Origin of the sequence: Amycolatopsis sp. SB7-3 (assembly GCF_041021335.1) — a bacterium.
Classification (GTDB): Bacteria; Actinomycetota; Actinomycetes; order Mycobacteriales; family Pseudonocardiaceae; genus Amycolatopsis; species Amycolatopsis japonica.
In genome coordinates this window covers 2,404,825-2,427,347 of record NZ_JBFPJQ010000001.1, presented here as the reverse complement: position 1 = coordinate 2,427,347, position 22,523 = coordinate 2,404,825, and the positions used below count along the sequence as shown (strand labels likewise).

The following is a 22,523-nucleotide window of genomic DNA, read 5'->3' as shown; positions in this document are numbered from 1 at the left end:
TACACTCACTCAGGTGGGGGATACCAACAAAGCTTCGGCCACCCGGCAAGGCGTCGGTCTCGCGCTGTCCGGCGGCGGCTACCGCGCGATGTTGTTCCACACCGGGGCCCTGTGGCGGCTCAACGAACTCGGCTGGCTGTCGAAGATCTCGACGTTCTCCAGCGTTTCGGGCGGCTCGATCGCGGCCGGCGTGCTCGCGCACGCTTGGGCGGAGCTGAAGTTCGAGAACGGTGTCGCGGACAACTTCTCCGACAAGGTCGTGGCGCCGATCCGGAACCTGGCCCGCAAACGGCTCGACATCCCGGTCACCCTGCTCGCCATGGCCGTGCCCTGGCGGAGTGCCGGTGAGGAACTCGCGCGGGTGTACGCGAAACACCTGTTCGGCGACTGCTGCCTGAAGGACATCGACCCGACGGGGCCGCAGTTCGTCTTCACCGCGACGAACCTCCAGGACGGCGCGCTGTGGTGGTTCTTCCGGCAGAACGGCCCGCACGGGAACATCCCGCTCGCGACCGCGGTGGCCGCGTCTTCGGCGTTCCCGCCGATGCTCTCGCCCGTGGTGATCCAGGATCCGCATTCCGCCGAGCGGAAACGCAAGATCGTGCTGAGCGACGCCGGCGTCTACGACAACCTCGGCCTCGACCCGGTGGAAGGGCACGCGACGGTGCTGGTGAGCGACGCGGGCAAGCGGATGAAGGTCACGCGCAACGTCAAACGCGACTGGGGACGGCAACTGCTGCGCGTCCTCGACGTGATCGACAACCAGGTGCGCGAACTGCGGCGCGGCGCGTTGCTGAAGTCCTATGTGGAGAAGGACTTCGCCGGCGCCTACTGGGGGTCTTACGTCGATCTCGCCAACTTCCAGCTCGAAGACTCGCTCGCGGCGCCCGCCGAGCGCACCCACGTGCTGGCGGAAACCCCGACGCGCCTGACGAAACTGCCGGAAGTGCTGCAGGAGCGATTGATCAACTGGGGCTACGCGGCCTGTGACGCGGGGATGCGGAAGTGGGTCGACACCGAGGCGACGGCTCCGGTCGGGTTCCCGTTCCCTGCTGCCGGGGTGGGCTGAGCGCGTCCCCGGATGCAAGGAAAGGTCCTTTCCTCGCAAATTTCGCAAGGAAAGGACCTTTCATGGCGCTCGTCAGGCGACCAGGTTCGCGTACACGATGATGTTGTCCTTGTAGCTGTGCTCTTCCTTGTCGAAGACACCGCCACAGGTGATCAGCCGCAGCTGCGGCTTGTCCGTGTTGCCGTAGACCGCTTCCTCGGGGAACTGGTCCTTGGGCACCTGGTCCTTCTTCTCGACCACGAACTTCAGGTTCTTGCCGTCGCTGCGCTCGACGAGCACCTCGTCGCCCGGGTTGACGTCCTTGAGCTTGTAGAAGATGCCCGGCTGCTTGTTGCCGTCGACGTGGCCGAGCAGGATCGACGGGCCGACGTCACCGGGCACCGGCGAAAGCCGGTACCACGCGGCCTGCATCGGATTCTTCGCCGACGGGACGGACATCTTGCCGTCCTTGCCGACCGCGACGGTGACCAGACTCGATTCCGCGCCGATCTTGGGGATCTTCACGTTCGTCGGACGGGTCCCGTTGTACGGCTTGACCACCGGCGGGGCCGATTCCGACGGCGCCGCCGCGGCGGGCGCGGCGGGTTCGTCGGTGCCGCAGCCCGTCAGCGCGAGGGAAAGCACAAGGGCGGCCGCGACCATGCGGCCGCCCTGCGTCAGGAGCTTCATCGGATCAGGCCGCGGTGGCGCCGAAACCGGTCTCGATGCCACCCTTCGGCTTCAGCTTGACCTGCTTCTTCGGCTGCTCCGGCTTGGTGCCCGGCGCGGTCGAACCGCCGCCGACCGTCTCGATCTCGATGTCACCCTTGCCCGGCTTGCCGTCGCAGGTCCAGGTGAAGGTGCTCGAGGTGCCCTTGAAACCGGGCTTGGCCTCGACGATGTAGATCCACAGGTAGGCGTCGCCGCCGTCCTGGAACGAGTCGACGATGGTGAAGTCCGGCGCGGTGACGTCCGCGGGCTCCGAACCGCACAGGATCGCCAGCGCGCCCTCGTTGCCCTCGACGTAGCCGGCGCCGACGTTCAGCTCGGGCTTCGGCGGGGTGGTGGTGGTCGGCTTCTCCGAGGTGGAGGTCGACGGCTTGCCGGAGGTGGGCGTGCCGCTCGTCGAGGTCGGCGTGCCGGTCTCGGAGGAGGACGGCGGGGCCGTCGTGACCTTGCCGCCCGACCACGAGGGCGGGTTGCTGACCTGGCCGCCGGACCACGAGGGCGAGGGCGCCGTGGTGGGCGTCTCGCTCGTCGGCGCGGGAGGCGTGGTCGTCGTTTCGGTCTGCGCCATCGCGACCGGCGTCACGGCCAGCGAGATGACGGCGCCGGCCAGCACCGCGCCCGCGAGGCGGCCCAACGTCTTCTTCAAAGTGATCTCCCAGTGGAAAAGCATCGCAACGCACGGTGACCCCCACCCTGCGATCACCCGGGGAAGATTCCCACGTTCGGGTGATAGCGCGATCCTGCCCGAAAACCGCGGCCAGACGTAGCGAATAGACGGTGACAAAAGCCACCGTGAAAACGGGTAACGCGGGAGTGGCCTCGGCCGATACAAGGGGCCGTAAAGTCGCTCAACAAAGGGAAAACTCCCGGCGACGTGGGAATGTTAACACCCGGACGGCCCGAATGGTTGCCACTCGGAAGTATTTTTCGCCGATCCTCAGAACACCAGGAACAGCGCCACGGCGAACGACAGCACTCCCAAGAAGCCTCCGACGAACAGCCAGGGCTTCGGCGAAGTCCGCTTCCGGACGGCCCGGCCGCCGCCCACCCCCGCGATCAGGAGGCCGAGGCCGAACCCGATCCCGGGGATGAAGGTGGCGAGGGTCCGGTTCTCCGCGTCGCAGGCCCAAACCCCGTCACTCGGACAGGGCGCCGCCGCGAGTTCGGCCAGCAGGCCCGCCGCGACGATCGCGAGGAAGCCCAGCACCAGGAGCCAGAACAAGCCCCACAGCCATTGCCCGAGCCGCCGAGGCGGTTTCGTCTCGTCCACGTGCCCAAGCTAGCCGAGCGCGGAGGCCAGGTCGGTCCACAAATCTTCCGGATCTTCGAGCCCGACGCTGAACCGGACGAGCCCGGCGGGCACGTGCGCGTCGCCCGCCATCCAGGCCCGCCGCTCGACCAGGCTCTCCACCCCGCCGAGGCTGGTGGCGGCGCGGATCAGCCGCAACGACCCGATGACCTTGTCCGCGGTCTCGGCGTCCGGGAGTTCGAACGCGATCATCGTGCCGGAGCCGGGATAACGCACCCGGGTGATCGCGGGGTGGTCGAGCAGCCGCGCCGCCAGCAGCTTCGCCGTGCGGGTCTGCTCGGCCAGCCGCACCGGCAGGGTGCGCAGCCCGCGCAGGGCCAGCCACGCTTCGAGCGCACCCGGCGTCGCCCCCAGCCTGGTGCGCGCGTCGCGAAGGCCGTTCGCGATGCCTTCGTCGGCCGCGATGGTGAGGCCGAGCAGAAGGTCGCTGTGGCCGCCGATGAGTTTCGTCGCGCTGTGCACGACGATGTCGGCGCCGAGCTCCAGCGGCCGCTGACCGAGCGGGGTGGCGAACGTGTTGTCCACGGCGACCAGGCCGTTCGCGGCGGCGGCGATCGTCTCGATATCGATGACGTCGAGCGTCGGATTGGTCGGCGATTCGAGCCAGAGCAGGTCCGCGTCCGCGGCGGCGACCCAGGCGGCCGTGTCCTCCGGCTCGATCTCGGTCACCACCAGACGGCCGGTGCCGTGCGCGTGCGCGAGCAGCCCGCGCGACCCCGCGTAGGAGAACGTCGGGACACAGACCTTCGCCCCGACCGGCAGGGTGTCGACCACCGCGCTGAGCGTCGCGATCCCCGACGCGAACGCCGTGGCGTGCCCGCCTTCGAGCGCGCCGATCGCGGCTTCGAGGGCCTCCCAGGTCGGGGTGCCGTCCTGGCGCGAATACGCGCGGTCGGCGCCGGCGTCGAAGGTGCTCGCCGCGACGATCGGCACGTTCAGCGGCTCGCCGGGCCCTTCCGGGCGTCCGGCGGCGACGGCGAGGGTGCGGGGTGACCAGTCGTTCGTGTCCACCCCGCCACCGTAAACCGTGCCCTCGTCAGTGGGCGTACACCTCGAACTCGTAGAGGGAGTAGCCGTACTTCGTCCCGCGCTGGACACCGGCCATCCGGACATAGCGCCCGTCCACCGCCTCGAAGGCGATGTTGTCCGTTCCGCCGTTTCCGTCCACTATGGACGCCGCGTCCCGCCAGTTCGTGCCGTCGGACGAGACCTGCACCTTGTATGCCTTCCCGTACGCGGATTCCCACTGCAGGACCACGCGGGACACACTCTGCACCGAACCGAGATCCACGGTGATCGACTGGTTGTCGCTCCAGTCGCTGGCCCAGCGCGTCGACAGGTTGACGTCGATCGCGTTGGACGGCGGCGAGTTGTACCAGCCGGTCTCGTGGCTGCTCGCGCTCACCGACCGGCCGGTGGCGAGGTTGGCGATGTTGTCGCCGCGTTTCGCCGGGAACTCCACGACCTGCTGGAAGGTCGGCCGGTTCTGCGTGCTCATCTTGTCCTGCGTGATACCGCCGAGCGCGCGATGGATGATCGTGTCGGCGCACCACTGGTCGCCCGCCGCGCAGTCGCCGTCACCGGGATAGACGGTGTTCGCGGGTTGCGCGGCCGCCTGCGTCAGCGAGTCGAGCAGCACCTGACGGCACGCGTCGACATCGCCGCCACCGCAGTACTTCACGGCGAGCGGACCGGCCACGTTCTCCCCGAGTACCGAGCGGATGTCCTTGTGCACGTAGCCCCACCAGCCGGACTGGTACGACGAACCGGCGTGCCCCTGGCCGACGTGCTTGCCGGGAACCTCGTTCTGCCAGCCGGAAGGCGATTCGTTGATCTTCAGCACGCCGACCATGGCGCCGTAGGCGGCGTCACCCATACCGGGTTTGAACTGGGCGTTGACCAGCAACGGCCACCAGGCGTCCATGATGCGGATCGCGTCGGCGTTGGCGTAGGCCTTGCTGCCCGGCGAGGTCTCCGAGCGCAGACCGCCCGCGGCGAGCCAGGTCTTGAGTTTCGCCACCGCGTCGGCGGCCGGGCCGGTCACCGGTGCCTTGTCGATCACCTTGAACAGTTCCGGCAGCACCTTCTCCGCGCGGAGATCGGCCAGCGCCGCCTCCTCCATGGCCTGCGTGAGGTTCACCCGCGTCACCTTGGTGCCGCTGGAGACCATCTTCTTGACCCGCGCGTCGATCAGATCGCCGCGGTGCACGGCACTCTTGTCCGCGCCGCTGGCCGCGTAACCGTTGGCCTGCGCGTTGTTCCAGCTGATGTAGTAGTCCTGGTTGATCGACTGCGGATGCTGCGAAGACGGCGTGTAGTTCGCGAGGTTGCCGTCGGGGTTCCAGCCCTGCCAGTCGAATCCGGCGTCCGCCTTCACCGGCATGGCCGGGTCGACGTTCGGATTGCGGACGGGGTTCGAGCCGGAGTTGAAGTACGCGACGTCACGCGAGTCGGCGTAGAACCAGTTGTAGGTCTGGTTGACGTCGGCCGCCGCGGCCTGGAAGTCCTGCGCGGATTTGATCGCGTCCGGGTCGTTGAACTTCTGGAAACCGATGATCGTGTCGATCTCGTGCTGGAACGTCGACCGCAGCGACGCGTACGCCACCGGTTTGCCGCCGACCAGCGCGCGGCTCGTCACCGGCCCGTACTTGGTGCGGAAGCTGCGCAGCGTGTACGAACCTTCGGCCGTCCCGTCGGCGACCGTGGGCTTCCACGCGTTCTTGCGTTCGACGATCTCGAACGGCAGGCACTGGCCGCGGAACCGGTAGAAGTTGGAGTTCTTCGTCGGCGCGGAACCGTTCTGCTCGCACAGTTCGACGGCGTAAGTGTCGGTGATGTCCTGCGACGCCGAGGTCGCGCTCCACGAGTAGTCCTTGCCGCGGCCGAGCAGCACGTACATGCTGATACCCGCGAACGAGGCACCGCGCGCGCTGATGCCAGGACCCTGGAGTTCTTGCAGCATGAGCAATTGCGGGGCGAAGTAACCGGCCTGCGGGCCGAAGACGGCGACCGGGTGACCGCTCGCGGTCTTGGCGCCGGACACCACCAGCGCGTTGGACATGCCGTGCTTTTCCGACAGCAGGTTCCCCGGCAGGACGCCGTCGTCGAAGATGCCGCGGACGGCCTTCTGGTCCTCGGGCGCCGGAACGTCCACCTTGGCGGGCGTCGCCGTCCCGGCGGAACCGGTCGGATCGAAGACCAGCTGCTGCCCGGTGACCGAACCCTTGTCCGGCATCGCCGCGCCCTGCGGGTTCGACGGCGCCTTGCCGTAGTCGAAGGTCTGTCCATTGTGGAGTGTCTTGACGGTCTCGGGATCGTCCTCGGACCGCAGGCTCTTCCAGACCTTGTCGCCTTGTTCGAGGCCGTACTTCTCCTGCATCGCCATCTTCGCGATGGCGTTCTGCACCTCGCCGCCACCGCCGGCACCGAACTGCGCCCCGACGACGGCGGCGAGGACGACGAGGTCGGTGAGCTTGAACGGCTCGATGGTCCCGGCGTTCGTGATCGCGTCGACGTGCCCGGTGAGCACGTACTCGCCGGGGAAGTAGCGGCCGCTGTGCGCGTCGGAGATGTACTTGTTGACACCCTGCACGTACGCCTCGGCGTCGGCCTTGCCCTGCGCGCCACGCGGGCCGCTGGCCGCGGCGTTGTCGATCTGCTTCTGGAGTTCCTGCTCGGTGTACGGCGCCGAGGCGAAGAAGCTCTGCTCGAGTTCGCGGTTGCCCTGCGCGCCACCGGCGTACGAGGTCAGCTGGCCGCGGCCGACGCGGCGCATGATGTCCATCAGCCACAGCCGGTCCTGCGCGGCGGCGTATCCGGCGCCGTACATCGTGCCCGGCCGTGTCGTGCCGACGATCCGGGGCACGCCGATCCCTTTGTCGCGGGTGATCGTCACGTCCGAACGCGGTTTGATCGTGCTCTCGACCTGACCGGACGGAACGCCGAAGGACGCGTCGTTGAAGAACTGGTTGATCTTGTCCGTGGTCAGTGTCTTGTAGCCGTCGGCGAGCGAGGCGTATTTGCCGAGCTGATCGGCCGAATGCGCGGGCCGGGTGCCGAACGCCTTGTGCGCCAGGATCTCGGCGAGCGTGGCGTTCCCCTTGGTGCCGGGCGGGAGGATGTCACCGCACTGGCCGCCGCAGTAGTCGTCGAGCGCGGCCGCCACCACCGAGTTCTGTGGCGCCTCCGCGGCGTTCGCCTGCAGTGCCGGAACGGTGCCCGCCACCAGCGTCAGCCCCGCCAGCGTCGTCAAGACCCGTATGCCTCGTCGCATGAAAGACCTCCGTCGTCGGAGAGTGACGAGGCGCACACTACCCACGGGTATCCAAATTTGTGAAGACTATTCGCGTTCTTGCCACCGTTCGGCGGAATACTCGCCCTGCGGAGCCAGGACCAGCAGAGGTAGCTTGTGGGCATGTCTTTGCAGAAGCCCCAGATCGACCGCCCGGAGGGCCCCGCGCCGTCCGACCTGGAGAAGTCCGACATCACCGTCGGCGATGGCCAGGAGGCGAAGGCCGGCGACACCGTCTCGGTGCACTACGTCGGCGTCTCGCACTCGACCGGCGACCAGTTCGACGCCTCGTGGGACCGCGGCGAACCGCTGCGCTTCGGCCTCGGCGCCGGTCAGGTCATCCCCGGCTGGGACCAGGGCGTGGCCGGGATGAAGGTCGGCGGCCGCCGCAAGCTGGTCATCCCGCCACATCTGGCCTACGGCGAACGTGGCGCCGGCGGCGTCATCAAGCCGAACGAGACCTTGATCTTCGTCGTCGACCTCATCGGCGTGAACTGACCTGCTTCACCCGGCCCGGCGGAGATTCTCCGCCGGGCCTTTTTCCGGTCTACGGTGCTGTGATGAGCGTCGACGTGCGCACCGAGATCGTCATCGACGCGCCTCGTGACGAAGTCGCGGCCTACGCGGCCGATCCGTCGAAGGCGCCGAGCTGGTACGCGAACATCAAGTCGGTGGAGTGGGAAACGCCACCACCGCTCGCCGTGGGCTCGAAGATCGCCTTCGTGGCCGAGTTCCTGGGCCGCCGCCTCGCCTACACCTACGAGGTCACCGACTTCGTGGCCGGCGAACGCCTGACCATGCGCACCGCCCAAGGCCCGTTCCCCATGGAAACCACCTACACGTGGACCACCGAGGGCGCCGGAACCCGCATGACCCTCCGAAACCGAGGCACCCCCACCGGCTTCACAAAACTCGCCGCGCCCCTCCTAACCACCAAAATGCGCCACGCCAACACCACCGACCTACACACCCTAAAAGCCCTGCTAGAGCACCCCTAAACGCCACCACCCCGCCAACCGGCGCCGACCGCACCGTGGGGGGGTCCGGGGGGCTCGGCCCCCCGGGTACTGACGAGCGACGACCACACGAAAAGAGGCCCGGCGCGCTAGCGCCGGGCCTCTGACCACAAGTGGGCGAGGAGGGAGTTGAACCCTCACGTCCTTTCGGACACACGGACCTGAACCGTGCGCGTCTGCCATTCCGCCACTCGCCCGAGTGCTTCGTTCTCTGACAGCTCGCAAAGCGTAGCAGGCGGATTTCACGGGTTTCACCGGGGGCCGTGTCCGACTGGCCGTACCCGGATAGGATCGACGGGGAAGCACACTTGTGAGGAGGGTTGCCCGGTGGGCCGCGTCGAACGCTTTGACAGACGGCTCGAGAACCTCGTGGGCAATACCTTCGCACGCATGTTCGGTGGCAACGTCGTCACGCAGGAAGTGGCGGTGGCGCTCGAGCGCGAGAGCGAGGAGAACGTTCGTGAGCTGGCCGGTGGTCGACAGCTCGCTCCCAATCACTACATCGTGTCGTTGGGGCAGGCTGATCACGAACGTATGGCCGGAGACGAGCGTCGGGTCACCTCGGTGCTGGCGGAGGCGGTCAAGGAACACCTCGCCGAGCACGGATGGGACACCTATGGTGACGTCGTAGTTTCGCTCGAGCGCAACGAGGCGCTGCATACTGGACAGTTCAAGACCCGTTCGTCCGTCGATCCCGACGTCAAGCCCCACGGCGCCGAAGGTTCGTCACGGTCGGCACGACCCAGCAACGCAGGAGACCCAGCAATGAGCCAGCCCCCCGGCTACGGCCAATACGACCAGGGTGACCCGTACGGCCAGCAGGGCCAGTACGGCTACGGACAGCAGGCTGGCCAGCAGCAGCCCGGGTACGACCAGGGTTATGGCGGCCAGCAGCAGGGCGGCTACGACCAGGGTTACGGCGGCGGCGCACAGCAGCCCGGCTACGACCAGTACGGCGGCCAGCAGCAAGGCGGCTACGACCAGGGCTATGGCGGCGGCGCGCAACAGCCCGGCTACGACCAGTACGGCGGCCAGCAGCAAGGCGGCTACGACCAGGGCTATGGCGGCGGCGCACAGCAGCCCGGCTACGACCAGTACGGCGGCCAGCAACAGGGCGGCTACGACCAGGGTTACGGCGGCGGCGCACAGCAGCCGGGGTACGACCAGTACGGCGGCCAGCAGCAGGGTGGCGGCTACGACCAGTACGGCGGTGGCCAGCAGCAGTACGGCCAGCCCGCCGCGGACCCGTACGCGCAGGGTGGCGGCTACGGCGGCCAGCCGGCGGCGGGCCGTCAGCTCACCGCGAGCCTCCAGCTTGACGACGGCTCGAACCGTTCGTACTCGCTCAAGCAGGGCGGGAACGTCGTGGGCCGCGGCCAGGACGCCGACTTCCGGCTCCCGGACACCGGGGTCTCGCGCCGTCATCTGGAGATCACCTGGGACGGCCAGAGCGCGACGCTCGCGGACATCGGTTCGACGAACGGCACCACCGTCAACGGCACCCCGGTGCAGACGTGGCAGCTGGCCGACGGCGACGTGATCCGCGTGGGCCACTCGTCTCTCGTGTTCCGTACGCAGGGCTGACCGGCGGCGTCCGGAGGGGGTATCGCAGAATTGCGGTGCGGGACCTGTGGTGGATCGGCACCGCGGGTCGTACGCGGAGAGCAAGGCCGTTCGGAGCCGACCATCCCGGACGGCACGGGCTCTCCGCGGCGTACAGGAGAAACGGGAGCGGACACAACAAGTGCCAGAGCTGGTCGTTCAACTCACCAGGGTGGGCTTTCTCGTGCTGCTCTGGCTCTTCGTGTTCGCCGCGTTGCGTGTCGTCCGTTCGGATCTGTACGCGGCCTCCGGGCTGCGAGTGGCCGTCCCGACGTTCGGCCGCAAGAAGAAGGAAAACAAGAAGCCGCGCGGCGGGAAGTCTCCGCAGCAGCTGCTCGTGACCCATGGTGCGCTGGCGGGAACCAGGATCGCCTTGGACGGCAGGCCGATCCTGATCGGCCGCGCCGACGACTCGACTCTGGTGCTGGACGACGACTACGCGTCGACCCGGCACGCCCGGATCGCCCTGCGCGGGGAGGATTGGTACGTGGAAGATCTGGGTTCGACGAACGGGACGTACCTCGACCGGGCTAAGGTCACGGCACCCCTCCGGGTCCCGCTCGGAGTCCCCATCCGGATCGGCAAAACGGTGATCGAGCTTCGCCCATGACTCTCGTCCTCCGCTACGCGGCTCGCAGCGACCGGGGCCTGGTGCGTTCCAGCAACCAGGACTCCGTGTACGCAGGTCCCCGCCTGCTCGCCCTCGCCGACGGCATGGGTGGGCACGCAGCGGGTGAGGTGGCCAGCAAGGTCGTCATCGCCTCCCTCGCGCCCCTCGACGACGACGATCCCAGCGACGATCTCCTCGCTCAGCTGAGAGAGGCCGTCCAGAACGGCAACGCCGCCATCGCCGAGCTCGTCCAGCAGGACCCGGACCTCGACGGGATGGGCACGACCCTGACCGCCGTGCTGTTCGCCGGTTCGCGGATGGGTGTCGTGCACGTCGGCGACTCGCGGGCGTATCTGATGCGCGGCGGTCAGTTCTCGCAGATCACGCGGGACGACAGCTTCGTCAACGAACTTCTCGAACAGGGCCGGATCACGCCGGAAGAGGCCGCGGTGCACCCGCAGCGGTCGCTGCTGCTGAAGGCGCTCACCGGCCACGAGGTCGAGCCGAGCCTGACCGTGCGCGAGGCCCGCGCCGGCGACCGGTACCTGATCTGCTCGGACGGTCTGTCCGGCATGGTCAGCGACGAAACGCTGTCCGAGGCGATCCAGATCCCGGATCCGCAGGCCTGTGCGGACCGGATGATCGAGCTGGCGCTCAAGGGCGGCGGCACCGACAACGTCACGGTGATCATCGCCGACGTCGTCGACGTCGACTTCGGTGAGGACGCGCCCATCGTGGGCGGCGCCGCCGGGGACGGCAGCGACGAGTTCCACCAGGGGGACTCCCCCGCCGCCCGCGCCCGTGCGCTGACCCAGCCCGCGCCGCAGCCGCGGCCGGAGGTCCAGCCCCAGCAGGAGGACCCCAAGGTCAAGCGCCGGAGGCGATTTCGCTGGCTGGCGGGAGCGGTGGTCGTCCTGATCGTGCTGGCCGCGGCGGCGATCGCCACGCGGTATTTCGTGCTGAGCCAGTACTACGTCGGCGAGGGTCCCGGCGAGGAGGTCGTGATCTACCGCGGCGTCCCCGGCAGCATCCTCGGCATCGACCTGCACGCCTACGAGCAGGGCTCGTGCCCGCCGGGCGGGCTGTGCACCGACAAGCTGCTGGTGCCCGCGTTGCAGGAGGACGCGCGGATCGCGGTGAAGAACGGCGTCAAGAAGGACAACCTCGACGACGCCCGCAAGTACATCGACGACTTCCTGCGGCCGCACAAGCAGCTGGCCGACTGCAAGCCGAACACCAGCTCGACTTCCACGCCGCCTTCCGCTTCGTCGCCGCCTCCGGTGTCGTCGTCGGCGGCAGCCCCTTCTACCCCCGCCTCGCCGAGTTCGGCGAACCAGCCAGCGGGGAGGGACTGCTCGACGCCGGCCACGGCAGCACCAGGGGGCGGTAACTGATGAGCACGCCGATCGCCGATCCGGCTTCGGCCCAGTTCGCCACGAACCCTCCGCGCGAGCTGCCCAAACGGCGCGGGACCGAACTCGTCCTCCTGGCGTTCGCGACGTTCATCGTCACCGTCGCGCTCGTGCTGGTGGAGGCGAACCAGGAGCAGGAGCTCACCAGCTCGATCATCTGGCTGGGGTTGTCGTACCTCGGGGTGCTGACGGCGGCGCATCTGGCGGTCCGCCGCTGGGCGCCGTACGCGGACCCGGTGATCCTGCCGTGCGTCGCGCTCCTGAACGGGCTCGGCCTGGTGATGATCCACCGGATCGACCTGGCGCTCGCGGAACGCGCGGTGCAGCAGGGCAAGGAGTACACGCCGGACGTCACCAAGCAGGTGCTGTTCACGGCGATCTCGCTGGTGCTGTTCGTGGTGGTGCTGGTCGTGATCAGCGATCACCGCACCCTGACCCGCTACGGCTACACCTGCGGTCTGGTCGGCATCGTGGCGCTCGCGCTGCCCGCGGTGCTGCCGTCGAGCCTTTCCGAGGTCAACGGCGCGAAGGTCTGGATCAAGCTGCCGTTCTTCTCGATCCAGCCCGGCGAGTTCGCGAAGATCCTTCTGATGATCTTCTTCGCTTCGTTCCTGGTGACGAAACGGGACCTGTTCATGGTCGCGGGCAAGAAGATCGTCGGCGTCGAACTGCCGCGCGCCCGTGACCTCGGCCCGATCCTGATCGCGGCGGCCGCCTGCCTCGGCGTGCTGGTGTTCGAGAAGGACCTCGGGACGTCGCTGCTGTTCTTCGGCGTCACGCTGGTGATGCTGTACGTCGCGACCGAACGGGTCATCTGGGTCGTGCTGGGCGTCGGTTTCTTCGCCGCCGGCGCGATCATCGCCTACAACCTGTTCACGCACGTCCAGCAGCGCGTCCGCAACTGGATCGACCCGCTCGCCACCTACGACGACGCGGGCGGCGGCTACCAGGTCGCGCAGGGACTGTTCGGGCTCGGCACCGGCGGGGTCGGCGGCACCGGCCTCGGCGCCGGACGGCCGGACATGGTCCCCGAGGCCAAGACGGACTTCATCACCACCGCGATCGGCGAGGAACTGGGCTTCATCGGCCTCGCCGCGATGCTGATGCTGTACCTGATCCTGGCGATGCGCGGGATGCGCAGCGCCCTCGCGGTCCGCGACACCTTCGGCAAACTCCTCGGCGGCGGCCTGTCGTTCGCCCTGGTCATGCAGATCTTCGTGGTCGTCGGTGGCGTCACGAACCTGATCCCGAACACCGGGATCACCGCCCCGTTCCTCTCCCGCGGTGGTTCTTCACTGCTCGCGAACTACATCCTGGTGGCCCTCCTGCTCCGAATCTCCGACGCCGCCCGCAAACCCGCGGTGCGGCCGAAGCCGCAGCAGCCGCAGGCGCCGCTCGCCGAAGCGCACACGGTGATGGTCCAGCGGCCGCCCGTGAACGGTGAGGGGAGCGCTTCGTGAACACCCCGCTCCGCAAGGTGGGCGTCGCCATGCTCGTCATGGTGGTGCTCCTGCTGGCCAACGCCACCTACATCCAGGTGGTCAAGGCCGACGACTACCGCACGGACTCGCGCAACCTGCGGGTGCTCTACGACGAGTTCTCCCGCCAGCGCGGCCTGATCGTGACGCCGGACGGCACGGCGCTCGCGAAGGTCGAACCCTCGAACGACAAGTACAAGTTCATCCGGTCCTACGCCGACGGCCCGATGTACGCGCCGGTCACCGGCTACTACTCGATCAACTACGGTTCGGGCGGCCTGGAGCGGTCCGAGGACGACGTGCTCAACGGTTCGGACCCGCGGCTGTTCGTGCGGCGTCTGTCGGACATGGTCACCGGCCGCGACCCGCGTGGCGGGAACGTGCGGCTGACGATCAACCCGGCCGTGCAGAAGGCCGCGTACGACCTGATGACGCAGAAGGGTTACACCGGCTCGGTGGTCGCGATCGAGCCGAAGACCGGGCGCATCCTGGCGATGGTCTCGACGCCGTCGTACGACCCGAACAAACTCGCCTCGCATGTCGGCAAGGAGCAGATCGCGGCCTGGGGCCAGTGGCGCGACGACCCGAAGAAGCCGATGCTGAACCGCGCGATCTCGGAGACCTACCCGCCGGGTTCGACGGCCAAGCTGCTGGTGACCGCGGCGGCGCTGGAGAACGGCAAGACGGCGGACATGCCGGTCAACACCGCGCCCAACGTCAAGCTCCCCGGCACGCAGACGACGCTGGAGAACTACGGCGGCGCGGCCTGCAAGGGCAGCACGCTGAAGGAAGCGCTGCGGTATTCCTGCAACGTGCCGTTCGCCGAGCTCGCCGGCGAACTGGGCAAGGACAAGCTGAACGCGACGGCGAAGAACTTCGGTGTCGGCGAGGACCTGGCCGTGCCGATGCGGGTCGCCGCCTCCTCCCTCGGGCCCCTCGAGTCGAAGGCGGCACTGTTCCAGAGCGCCATCGGGCAGCGCGACGTGCGGCTGACCCCGATCCAGGACGCCCTGCTTTCGGCGACCATCGCCAACAACGGGATGGCGATGAAACCGCAGCTGGTGCAGGCGCTGCTGGCACCGAACCTGTCGACCATCGAGGACTACAAGCCGACCGAGCTGACCGGTGACGCCGCGATGTCCAGCGCGAACGCCGCGATCCTGCGCGACATGATGCTGGCGTCGGAGGAGAACACGAAGGGCGCCGGCAAACGAGGCGACATCCAGATCGCCTCCAAGACCGGCACCGCCGAGCACGGCAACGACCCGAAGAACACCCCGCCGCACGCCTGGTACACCGGGTTCGCGCCGGCGATGGACCCGAAGATCGCCGTCTCGGTGATCGTCGAGTCCGGGGGCAACCGCGGGCTCGAAGCGACCGGTGGCACCGTGGCCGCGGAGATCGGCCGCGCCGCCGTCAACGCCATGCTCGGGGGTGGATAGCGGATGCTGTCCTCGGGTCAGCTGCTGGCCGACCGGTACAAGCTGACGAACCGGATCGCCGTCGGCGGGATGGGCGAGGTCTGGCAGGCCAGTGACACGCGGCTGGACCGGACGGTCGCGGTCAAGATCCTCAAGGCGGAGCTGTCCGGCGACGCCGAGTTCCTGCACCGGTTCCGGACCGAGGCGCGGATGACCGCGTCGCTGAACCATCCCGGCATCGCCGCGGTGCACGACTACGGCGAGACGGTCGCGGACGAGCTGTCGATCGCGTATCTGGTGATGGAGCTGGTCGAAGGCGATCCGCTGGCCGCGATCATCACCCGCGAAGGACGGCTGAACGCCGAGCGCACCCTGGACATCCTGGAGCAGGCCGGTAACGCGTTGCAGGCCGCGCACGAAACCGGTCTCGTGCACCGCGACGTCAAACCGGGCAACATCATGGTGACCCCGGCCGGGCAGGTGAAGATCACCGACTTCGGTGTCGCGAAGGCCGCCGACGCCGCCCCGGTGACCAGGTCCGGCATGGTGATGGGCACCGCCCACTACATCGCTCCCGAGCAGGCGCTCGGGCACAACGCCGAACCGGCGAGCGACGTCTACTCGCTGGCCGTGTGCGGCTACGAATGCCTCACCGGGCACCGGCCGTTCCTTTCGGAGAACGCGGTGACGGTCGCGATGATGCACATCCGCGACATCCCGCCACCACTGCCGCCGGACGTGCCGCCGGGCGCCCGCGCGGTGATCGAAGCGACCCTGATCAAGGATCCGAGACAGCGGTACAACAGCGGCGGCGAGTTCGCGGCCGCCGTCGCCGCGGTCCGCGCCGGGCTGCCCCTGCCGACGCCGTCCGGACTGGTGAACGTGGCCTACCCGGCCGGCCAGCCCGTGCTGCCGCAGCAGGTACCGCCCGGCCCGCACTCCCCGCCGAACCCGATGGCGGCGGTGGGACCGGCGTCGCATCCGGCGATGCACCCGGTCACCGGCCCGCCGCCGATGGCGGTCCGCCGTCTGCCCGGCAGACGGCCACAATGGGGCTGGTGGCTGCTGCTCGCGGTGATCCTGATCGCAGTACTGGTGGCAGGAGCCTTCCTCATCGTGAGACTGGTCGGTTCGGGCAACGGACCGCAGTCGGGCGGCGTGGAAACGAGTGAACACGCGCCGGCTCCGGGTAAGAAGTCCGAAGGTCCTCCGCCGACATCCGCGTACCCCGCGGTTCCGACGGAGGGCGGCACCGAGGAGCCGGCCGGACAGGCGAATCCAGGAATGATGAGCAGCAAACCTTGGACGGAATGGAACGGCACGCAGAGATGAGCACACCAAGACTGCTCAGCAACCGCTACGAGCTGGGCGAGACGCTCGGCTACGGAGGCATGTCCGAGGTCCACCACGGCCACGACGTGCGCCTGGGCCGGGAGGTGGCGATCAAGATCCTGCGTGCCGACCTGGCGCGGGATCCCCAGTTCCAAGAACGTTTCCGTCGCGAGGCACAGAACGCGGCGGCACTGAACCACCCGGCGATCGTCGCCGTCTACGACACCGGCGAGACGAACACCGAGTTCGGCCCGCTGCCCTACATCGTGATGGAGTACGTCGAAGGACGGACTCTGCGCGACATCGTGAAGACCGAAGGCCCGATGTCGCAGAAGCGGGCCATGGAGGTCATGGCCGACGTCTGCGCGGCACTGGACTTCTCGCACCGGCACGGCATCGTGCACCGCGACGTCAAACCGGCGAACGTGATGATCACGAAGAACGGCGCCGTCAAGGTGATGGACTTCGGGATCGCGCGCGCCATGCACGACGGGCAGTCCGCGATGACGCAGACCGCCGCGGTGATCGGCACGGCGCAGTACCTCTCGCCGGAGCAGGCGCGCGGTGAGTCCGTCGACGCGCGTTCCGACGTCTACGCCGCCGGATGCGTGCTGTACGAACTCATCACCGGCGAGCCGCCCTTCACCGGCGACTCGCCCGTGGCGGTGGCGTACCAGCACGTCCGGGAAGACCCGAACCCGCCGTCGTCGGTGAACCCGGCCGTGGCGCCCGAGCTCGACGCCGTCGTGCTCAAGGCGCTCGCGAAGGGTCCGGCGAACCGGTACCAGTCGTCCGCGGAGATGCGTTCGGACCTCGTCCGCACGCTGTCCGGTCAGCGACCGGCCGCGCCGATGGTGATGTCGGAGGACGAGCGCACCCAGGTCATGGACTCCGACCGCCGGGTGCCACCGCGCTACGACCAGTACGAGGAAGACGACGAGGACCCGGCCGCGAAGAAGAAGCGCCGGGCCTGGCTCATCGCCGGTCTCGTGGTCTCGCTGGCCGCCATCGTGCTGCTGATCATGTGGCTGATGGGCGCGTTCACCAGCACCGGCGCGGAGAGCAAGGCCATCCCGACGGTCGTGGGCCAGTCCGAGGTTTCGGCGAAGGACACGCTCCGGGGCGCGGGGTTCAACTCGTTCGAGCCGACCAAGAAGGTGCCCTGCACCGGGGAGGCCGTCAACGGGCTGCCCGCCTGCGACGAGAACGACATCGACAAGGTCATCGCGATCAGCCCGAACCAGGGCCAGGTGATACCGACCTCGGACAAGATCACGCTGACCGTCGGCGCGAAGCCGGGCAAGGTCAAGACCCCGGACCTCAAGGGCAAGACCGTCGCCGAAGCCACGGCCGCGCTGACCGAAGCCGGTCTGAAGCTCGGCGCGACCACCGAGGACGAGACCGAGGACACGAACCAGGCCGGCAAGGTCATGTCGCAGAACCCGAGCGCGCAGGCCGAGGTCGATCAGGGTTCGAAGGTCGACATCACGGTCGGCAAGTCCAAGGAACTGAAGACGGTCCCGAACTACAAGGGCAAGACCCAGGCCGAGGCCGAAGCCGGGTTGAAGGCGGCCGGGTTCACCCCGCAGGTCACCAACGTGGACTCCGACCAGCCCAAGGGCACCGTGATCGACCAGACCCCGAACGGCGGCAAGCTGGCCGTCGGCAGTGTGGTCAAGCTGTCGGTGTCGAACGGCAACCAGGAAACCTTCGACATGCCGAACCTGAAGGGCATGACCGAGGAGCAGGCGACGCGGCAGCTGCAGCAGCTGGGCTGGAACGGAACCCTGGACACGCAGGCCGACAAGAACGGTGACCGGGACCAGGCGGGCAAGGTCAGCAAGACCAACCCGCAGGCCGGTGCGAAGGTCGCGAAGAACGCGCCGATCACGCTGTTCATCGTGGAAGGCGACGAGACGTCGACGACGTCGAGTTCGCGGCTCTTCCCTCCGGGCTGACAGAGCTGAAAAGGGCCCCGCACGGTTTCGTGCGGGGCCCTTTTCATGTCAGCTTCTCGAGGTGACCCGGTTTCACCAGGGGTCGTGAGTGAAAAAGAGCGTTAGAACCGCCCTTGCCACTCACGACCTCCTTTGTGGCCCACTGGGGTACAGCCAGCACCTGCCGGCCGCTCGAACCCGCCGAAGGAGCCTGTTAGGCGAGCTTCCTGAAACGGGATAGTGGCGGGCAGGGTTCAGGGCGCCAAGTTTTCGAGCAGTCCTTGGTATGCCTGCTGAATCCGCCCGGCGCTGGTCCGCACCACGACCGCCTTCGGGCGCGTGGCGACGAGCGCCACGAGCCGGTCGTACATCTCCACCAGCCGTTCGGGTCCGCCCAGCATCTCGTGCGCCTCGACGTGTTCGGGCTCCGCCGCCGCGCGCGTGCGCTCGGCGAACCGCCGGAGCACGTTGTCCTTGGTGTCGAGCAGGACGATCTCGTGGAACTCCGCAGCCGTCTCGCCGGCGAGGGTTTCGAGGCGTTCGAGGAGTTCGGCGCGGCCGAGGAACTGCGGGACGATCACGTCGTGGCCCGCGAGCAGATGGGTGCGCGCGGCGCTCACGGCGAGGTCGCGGGCGAGCGTTCCGGCCTTCGCGGCGTTCTCGCGCCAGGCGCCGAGCAGACCGCGGAGCCGGTCGATGTCGAGGTTCAACGTCAGCGGATGGTCGTCGGCGTACAGCCGGGCGAGGGTCGACTTCCCGCAGGCGGGCGGGCCGTTGAGCACGATGAGCCGCGGCATCAGGCGTTGCGCCGGAGCAGATACCCGACGGCCGTCGCGCTCAGCAGCAAGGCGGCGACCGCCGCCACGGCGGCCACGACGAACGGGCCGGTCAGGGGTTGTTGCGAGGTCAAGGCGCGCAGCAGCGGATTGGCCAGCGGCAGCCACTTCACCAGGAGCACCGCCGCGAGGGCGAAGATCGCGGCCAGGACGGACCAGCCGACACGCGGGACCAGCAGCCGTGAACAGGGCAGGCCGATCGCGATCCCGAACAGCGCGCACAACGCGTGCGCCGAGGCGCCCAGCGCGAAGGTGCCGATCGTGAAACCGCCGGTCCGGAGCCCTGACCACAGCACCGTCACGAGGATCAGCACCACCGCGCAGCCGAAGACGGCCAGCGTGGCGCCGCCGAGGACCGATCGCCAGCGTCGTGCGTGGCTGAAGGTCACCAGCCGCTGGACCGGATCTTCGACGTCGAGCATCGCGATGGTCAGCCAGCACGAGACCACGAGGAGCGAACCAGCGCTGATCCCGTACTGCGGCAGCAGCGGCGACTTCGGATCCGTGTAGAGCACGGTGTTGACCGCGATGTAGGCGAGGATCGCGGGCAGATAGCGCTGGGAGTGGCCGAGCAGCGCGAGGTAGTAGCGGGTCATGGCGAGCACGGCGCCACCTCCCGGACCGAAAAGCCGCGGTTGAGCGCGCGCAGCAGGACCGCGTCGGCGTGCCCGGCTTCGACCGTCAGGACGACCTTCCCGTCCTCGGCCACGACGTGACTCACTCCGGGTTCCGAAGACCAGTCAACGCTGGGGCCGTGCAGGACGATCCTTGTCGCGCGCTCGGTTTTCGGCGCCGCTTCGACACGGGTCAGGAGGCCGTCGTCGATCCGGTAGACGTCGTCGGCATGGGCGTGCACGACGGAGGCGCGGTGGTCGGTGAAAACCACGCTCGCACCCCGTTCCTTGGTCTCGGCGACGAGTTCGCCGAGCACGGTGTGGGCTTCGACGTCGAGACCGGACCAGGGCTCGTCGAGGATCAGCAGCTCCGGCTCGGCGAGGACCGCCTGAGCGAGACCGACCTTCTGGGCGTTGCCCTTCGACAGCGTCCGCAAGGGCGCGTCGGGGCCGCCGACCAGCGCCAACCTGTCCAGCAAGGGATCGATCATCGACAAGTCGACATGGCCGTCGATGCGGGCCATATGCCGCAGGTACGCCCGGGCACTCATCCGCTGTCCCGCCGGGAAGCGGTCCGGCAGGTAGCCGACGCGCGGATCGCCCACGACGGTTCCCGACGTCTCCCGGGCAAGGGCCGCGAGAATCCTGAGCAGCGTCGACTTCCCCGAGCCGTTCGAGCCGAGGACACCGAGCACGCGACCCGCCGGAACGTCGAGGTCGACGTCGGCGAGCACGGGTTCACCGCGGCCGTAGCGCTTACCGACTCCCTCGAGCCGGATCAGCGAGGTCACGCAGCAGCGGCCTTCTGCAGCGCGCGAGTCGCCTGTTCGAGTTCGTCGACCGTTGCGTCGGGGACCGGGTGCCCGGCGGAAGCCATCCAGTTCGCCAGCATCCGGTGACCGCCCTGGGTGAGCACGGACTCGGGGTGGAACTGGACGCCTTCGAGCGGCAGCTCGCGGTGCCGCATGCCCATCACGACACCGGACTCGGTGCGGCCTGTGATTTCGAACACGGTCTCGTCGATGGTTTCCGGCAAAACGGTCAGCGAGTGGTACCGCGTGGCGGTGAATTCCGAGGGGAGCCCGGCGAGCACTCCGTCGCCCGAATGGTGGACTTGACTGGTCTTGCCGTGCAGCAGTTCCGGAGCGCGGTCGACGGTGGCGCCGAAGACCACGCCGAGGGCCTGGTGGCCGAGGCAGACGCCGAGCATCGGGATGCGTTCCTCGGCGCATTTGCGGATGACGTCCATGCTCTGACCAGCGCGTTCCGGGGTTCCGGGGCCGGGAGAGACGAGGACCGCGTCGAACTCGCCGAGCTTGTCGAGCTCCACCACGTCGTTCCGCCAGACGGTGCAGTCGGCGCCGAGCTGGGCCAGATACTGGACCAGGTTGTAGACAAAACTGTCGTAGTTGTCGACGACGAGCACGCGCATGAAACCAGCTTAGCGGCTCCCACCAGGTGGACCGTACGCCAGATCACAATGATTGTTAGGGCTGCCTAACTTACCGTGGTAGGAGTGAGCCGTTCTCTTCGTGTAGCCATCGTGGGTGCCGGTCCGGCCGGCATCTACGCCGCCGACATCCTCGACAAGTCCGACGCCGACGTGACGATCGACCTGTTCGAGCGCATGCCGGCGCCGTTCGGGCTGATCCGGTACGGCGTCGCGCCCGACCACCCCCGGATCAAGGGCATCGTCACCGCCCTGCACAAGGTGCTCGACAAGCCGAACATCCGGCTGCTGGGCAACGTCGACTACGGGACCGACCTCAAACTCGACGACCTGCGTCAGTTCTACGACGCGGTGATCTTCTCGACCGGCGCCATGGCCGACCGCGCGCTCGACATCCCCGGGATCGACCTCGACGGCAGCTACGGCGCCGCCGACTTCGTCTCGTGGTACGACGGTCACCCGGACGTGCCGCGCACCTGGCCGCTGAACGCGACCTCGGTCGCGGTCCTCGGCGTCGGCAACGTGGCGCTCGACGTGGCGCGGATCCTCGCGAAGACCGCCGACGAGCTGCTCAGCACCGACATCCCGGACAACGTCTACCAGGGGCTGAAGGCCAGCCCGGTCACCGACGTGCACGTGTTCGGCCGCCGCGGCCCGGCTCAGGCGAAGTTCACGCCGCTGGAGCTGCGCGAGCTGGACCACTCGCCGAACGTCGAGGTCATCGTGTACCCCGAGGACATCGAGTTCGACGAGGGCAGCATCGCCGCGCTGCGGGCGTCGAAGCAGATCGACATGGTCGTGAAGACGCTGCAGGAGTGGGCGATCCGCGACCAGGGCGACCGGCCGAAGCGACTGCACCTGCACTTCCTGCACTCGCCGTGCGAGATCGTCGGCGAAGACGGCAAGGTGACCGGTCTGCGGACCGAGCGCACCGAACTGACCGGTGACGGCAACGTGCGCGGCACCGGCGAGTTCCACGACTGGGACGTCCAGGCCGTCTACCGCGCGGTGGGCTACCTGTCGTCGCATCTGCCGGAGATCCCGTTCGACCACACCACCGGGACCGTGCCGAACCAGGCGGGCCGCGTGCTGGACATCGACGAGGAGCAGGTGCCGGGCGTCTACGTGACCGGCTGGATCAAGCGCGGGCCGGTCGGCCTCATCGGCCACACCAAGGGCGACGCGGCCGAAACCATCGCGAGCCTGCTGGCCGACGCCGACAACCTCACGGCCCCGGCCGTCGAGGACCCCGACGCGATCCTCGGCTTCCTGACCGAACGCGGCGTTCCCTTCACCACCTGGGAAGGCTGGGGCAAGCTCGACGCCCACGAGAAGTCGCTCGGCGCCCCGCACGGCCGGGAGCGCGTCAAGGTCGTGGAGCGCGACGAAATGACCCGCATCTCGCGAGGCTGAACCCTGTCCGTGAAGGCCTCCTTCC

20 protein-coding genes and 1 tRNA gene are annotated in these 22,523 nt (G+C 68.4%); 11 read left to right on the top strand and 10 right to left on the bottom strand.

The window, feature by feature from the left end:
- Positions 1-13: 13 nt before the first annotated feature.
- On the top strand, positions 14-1,069 hold the full coding sequence (locus AB8M46_RS11870) for a patatin-like phospholipase family protein (protein ID WP_394360277.1): 1,056 nt from the start codon (positions 14-16) through the stop codon (positions 1,067-1,069).
- Positions 1,070-1,141: 72 nt separating this feature from the next.
- On the opposite strand, the gene AB8M46_RS11865 is transcribed toward AB8M46_RS11870, so the two are convergent.
- From AB8M46_RS11865 to AB8M46_RS11845, 5 genes are all read right to left on the bottom strand, one after another.
- Positions 1,142-1,738, bottom strand: a complete 597-nt coding sequence (locus AB8M46_RS11865; protein ID WP_394360276.1) for a class F sortase — start codon at positions 1,736-1,738, stop codon at positions 1,142-1,144.
- A 4-nt stretch (positions 1,739-1,742) separates the two neighbouring features.
- Positions 1,743-2,447 carry a hypothetical protein gene (locus AB8M46_RS11860; protein WP_228694826.1) on the bottom strand — a complete coding sequence of 235 codons (705 nt, stop codon included), beginning with the start codon at positions 2,445-2,447 and terminating at the stop codon, positions 1,743-1,745.
- Positions 2,448-2,714: 267 nt separating this feature from the next.
- On the bottom strand, positions 2,715-3,047 hold the full coding sequence (locus tag AB8M46_RS11855; protein WP_394360275.1) for a hypothetical protein: 333 nt from the start codon (positions 3,045-3,047) through the stop codon (positions 2,715-2,717).
- Between the two features lie 9 nt (positions 3,048-3,056).
- On the bottom strand, positions 3,057-4,097 hold the full coding sequence (locus AB8M46_RS11850; protein WP_394360274.1) for a trans-sulfuration enzyme family protein: 1,041 nt from the start codon (positions 4,095-4,097) through the stop codon (positions 3,057-3,059).
- 25 nt (positions 4,098-4,122) lie between these two features.
- Positions 4,123-7,359 carry a penicillin acylase family protein gene (locus AB8M46_RS11845; RefSeq protein WP_394360273.1) on the bottom strand — a complete coding sequence of 1,079 codons (3,237 nt, stop codon included), beginning with the start codon at positions 7,357-7,359 and terminating at the stop codon, positions 4,123-4,125.
- Between the two features lie 141 nt (positions 7,360-7,500).
- Here AB8M46_RS11845 and AB8M46_RS11840 point away from each other — a divergent pair, with 141 nt between their 5' ends.
- Together AB8M46_RS11840 and AB8M46_RS11835 are read left to right on the top strand one after the other, a co-directional pair.
- Positions 7,501-7,875: an FKBP-type peptidyl-prolyl cis-trans isomerase gene (locus AB8M46_RS11840; RefSeq protein ID WP_037333902.1), complete on the top strand. Its 375-nt coding sequence runs from the start codon at positions 7,501-7,503 to the stop codon at positions 7,873-7,875.
- 62 nt (positions 7,876-7,937) lie between these two features.
- Positions 7,938-8,375, top strand: a complete 438-nt coding sequence (locus AB8M46_RS11835; RefSeq protein WP_394360272.1) for an SRPBCC family protein — start codon at positions 7,938-7,940, stop codon at positions 8,373-8,375.
- A gap of 132 nt (positions 8,376-8,507) precedes the next feature.
- Here the strand turns inward: AB8M46_RS11835 and AB8M46_RS11830 are convergent.
- Positions 8,508-8,590, bottom strand: a tRNA-Leu gene (locus AB8M46_RS11830).
- 130 nt (positions 8,591-8,720) lie between these two features.
- Here AB8M46_RS11830 and AB8M46_RS11825 point away from each other — a divergent pair.
- From AB8M46_RS11825 to pknB, 7 genes are all read left to right on the top strand, one after another.
- Positions 8,721-9,977, top strand: a complete 1,257-nt coding sequence (locus tag AB8M46_RS11825; protein WP_037333909.1) for a DUF3662 and FHA domain-containing protein — start codon at positions 8,721-8,723, stop codon at positions 9,975-9,977.
- Between the two features lie 160 nt (positions 9,978-10,137).
- Positions 10,138-10,605: an FHA domain-containing protein gene (locus AB8M46_RS11820; protein WP_007030429.1), complete on the top strand. Its 468-nt coding sequence runs from the start codon at positions 10,138-10,140 to the stop codon at positions 10,603-10,605.
- Complete coding sequence (locus AB8M46_RS11815; protein ID WP_016330504.1) at positions 10,602-11,999, top strand: PP2C family serine/threonine-protein phosphatase; 1,398 nt, start codon at positions 10,602-10,604, stop codon at positions 11,997-11,999. Before AB8M46_RS11820 ends, AB8M46_RS11815 begins: the two co-directional genes overlap by 4 nt.
- Positions 11,999-13,477, top strand: coding sequence for an FtsW/RodA/SpoVE family cell cycle protein (locus AB8M46_RS11810; protein WP_037333912.1), 1,479 nt, complete (start codon positions 11,999-12,001; stop codon positions 13,475-13,477). Before AB8M46_RS11815 ends, AB8M46_RS11810 begins: the two co-directional genes overlap by 1 nt.
- Complete coding sequence (locus AB8M46_RS11805; RefSeq protein WP_037333914.1) at positions 13,474-14,937, top strand: penicillin-binding protein 2; 1,464 nt, start codon at positions 13,474-13,476, stop codon at positions 14,935-14,937. Before AB8M46_RS11810 ends, AB8M46_RS11805 begins: the two co-directional genes overlap by 4 nt.
- A 3-nt stretch (positions 14,938-14,940) precedes the next feature.
- Positions 14,941-16,248, top strand: coding sequence for a protein kinase (locus AB8M46_RS11800; RefSeq protein WP_037333915.1), 1,308 nt, complete (start codon positions 14,941-14,943; stop codon positions 16,246-16,248).
- Entirely contained in the window at positions 16,245-18,206 is a 1,962-nt protein-coding gene (gene pknB / locus AB8M46_RS11795; protein WP_394360271.1) for a Stk1 family PASTA domain-containing Ser/Thr kinase, read from the top strand. Before AB8M46_RS11800 ends, pknB begins: the two co-directional genes overlap by 4 nt.
- Positions 18,207-18,439: 233 nt before the next feature.
- Here the strand turns inward: pknB and AB8M46_RS11790 are convergent, their stop codons facing one another.
- The 4 genes from AB8M46_RS11790 to AB8M46_RS11775 are packed head-to-tail and all read right to left on the bottom strand — an operon-like array spanning position 18,440 to position 21,067.
- Positions 18,440-18,982 carry an AAA family ATPase gene (locus tag AB8M46_RS11790; RefSeq protein WP_394360270.1) on the bottom strand — a complete coding sequence of 181 codons (543 nt, stop codon included), beginning with the start codon at positions 18,980-18,982 and terminating at the stop codon, positions 18,440-18,442.
- Complete coding sequence (locus AB8M46_RS11785; protein WP_394360269.1) at positions 18,982-19,626, bottom strand: hypothetical protein; 645 nt, start codon at positions 19,624-19,626, stop codon at positions 18,982-18,984. Before AB8M46_RS11785 ends, AB8M46_RS11790 begins: the two co-directional genes overlap by 1 nt.
- Entirely contained in the window at positions 19,614-20,426 is an 813-nt protein-coding gene (locus tag AB8M46_RS11780) for an ATP-binding cassette domain-containing protein (RefSeq protein WP_394360268.1), read from the bottom strand. The genes AB8M46_RS11785 and AB8M46_RS11780 overlap by 13 nt, the downstream gene beginning before the upstream one ends.
- Positions 20,423-21,067: an aminodeoxychorismate/anthranilate synthase component II gene (locus AB8M46_RS11775; RefSeq protein WP_394360267.1), complete on the bottom strand. Its 645-nt coding sequence runs from the start codon at positions 21,065-21,067 to the stop codon at positions 20,423-20,425. Before AB8M46_RS11775 ends, AB8M46_RS11780 begins: the two co-directional genes overlap by 4 nt.
- A 111-nt stretch (positions 21,068-21,178) precedes the next feature.
- Here AB8M46_RS11775 and AB8M46_RS11770 point away from each other — a divergent pair, with 111 nt between their 5' ends.
- The gene (locus AB8M46_RS11770) at positions 21,179-22,498 is read left to right on the top strand and encodes an FAD-dependent oxidoreductase (RefSeq protein WP_378424814.1); all 1,320 of its coding nucleotides are present in this window, start codon (positions 21,179-21,181) and stop codon (positions 22,496-22,498) included.
- The last annotated feature ends 25 nt before the right edge of the window (positions 22,499-22,523 follow it).

Bases quoted from the DNA above. Each gene is read 5' to 3' on its own strand.
- AB8M46_RS11810 (WP_037333912.1), top strand. From the start codon at position 11,999: ATGAGCACGCCGATCGCCGATCCGGCTTCGGCCCAGTTCGCCACGAAC.
- AB8M46_RS11840 (WP_037333902.1), top strand. From the start codon at position 7,501: ATGTCTTTGCAGAAGCCCCAGATCGACCGCCCGGAGGGCCCCGCGCCG.
- AB8M46_RS11800 (WP_037333915.1), top strand. From the start codon at position 14,941: ATGCTGTCCTCGGGTCAGCTGCTGGCCGACCGGTACAAGCTGACGAAC.
- AB8M46_RS11865 (WP_394360276.1), bottom strand. From the start codon at position 1,738: ATGAAGCTCCTGACGCAGGGCGGCCGCATGGTCGCGGCCGCCCTTGTG.
- AB8M46_RS11860 (WP_228694826.1), bottom strand. From the start codon at position 2,447: ATGCTTTTCCACTGGGAGATCACTTTGAAGAAGACGTTGGGCCGCCTC.
- AB8M46_RS11835 (WP_394360272.1), top strand. From the start codon at position 7,938: ATGAGCGTCGACGTGCGCACCGAGATCGTCATCGACGCGCCTCGTGAC.
- AB8M46_RS11790 (WP_394360270.1), bottom strand. From the start codon at position 18,982: ATGCCGCGGCTCATCGTGCTCAACGGCCCGCCCGCCTGCGGGAAGTCG.
- AB8M46_RS11815 (WP_016330504.1), top strand. From the start codon at position 10,602: ATGACTCTCGTCCTCCGCTACGCGGCTCGCAGCGACCGGGGCCTGGTG.
- pknB (WP_394360271.1), top strand. From the start codon at position 16,245: ATGAGCACACCAAGACTGCTCAGCAACCGCTACGAGCTGGGCGAGACG.
- AB8M46_RS11845 (WP_394360273.1), bottom strand. From the start codon at position 7,359: ATGCGACGAGGCATACGGGTCTTGACGACGCTGGCGGGGCTGACGCTG.
- AB8M46_RS11775 (WP_394360267.1), bottom strand. From the start codon at position 21,067: ATGCGCGTGCTCGTCGTCGACAACTACGACAGTTTTGTCTACAACCTG.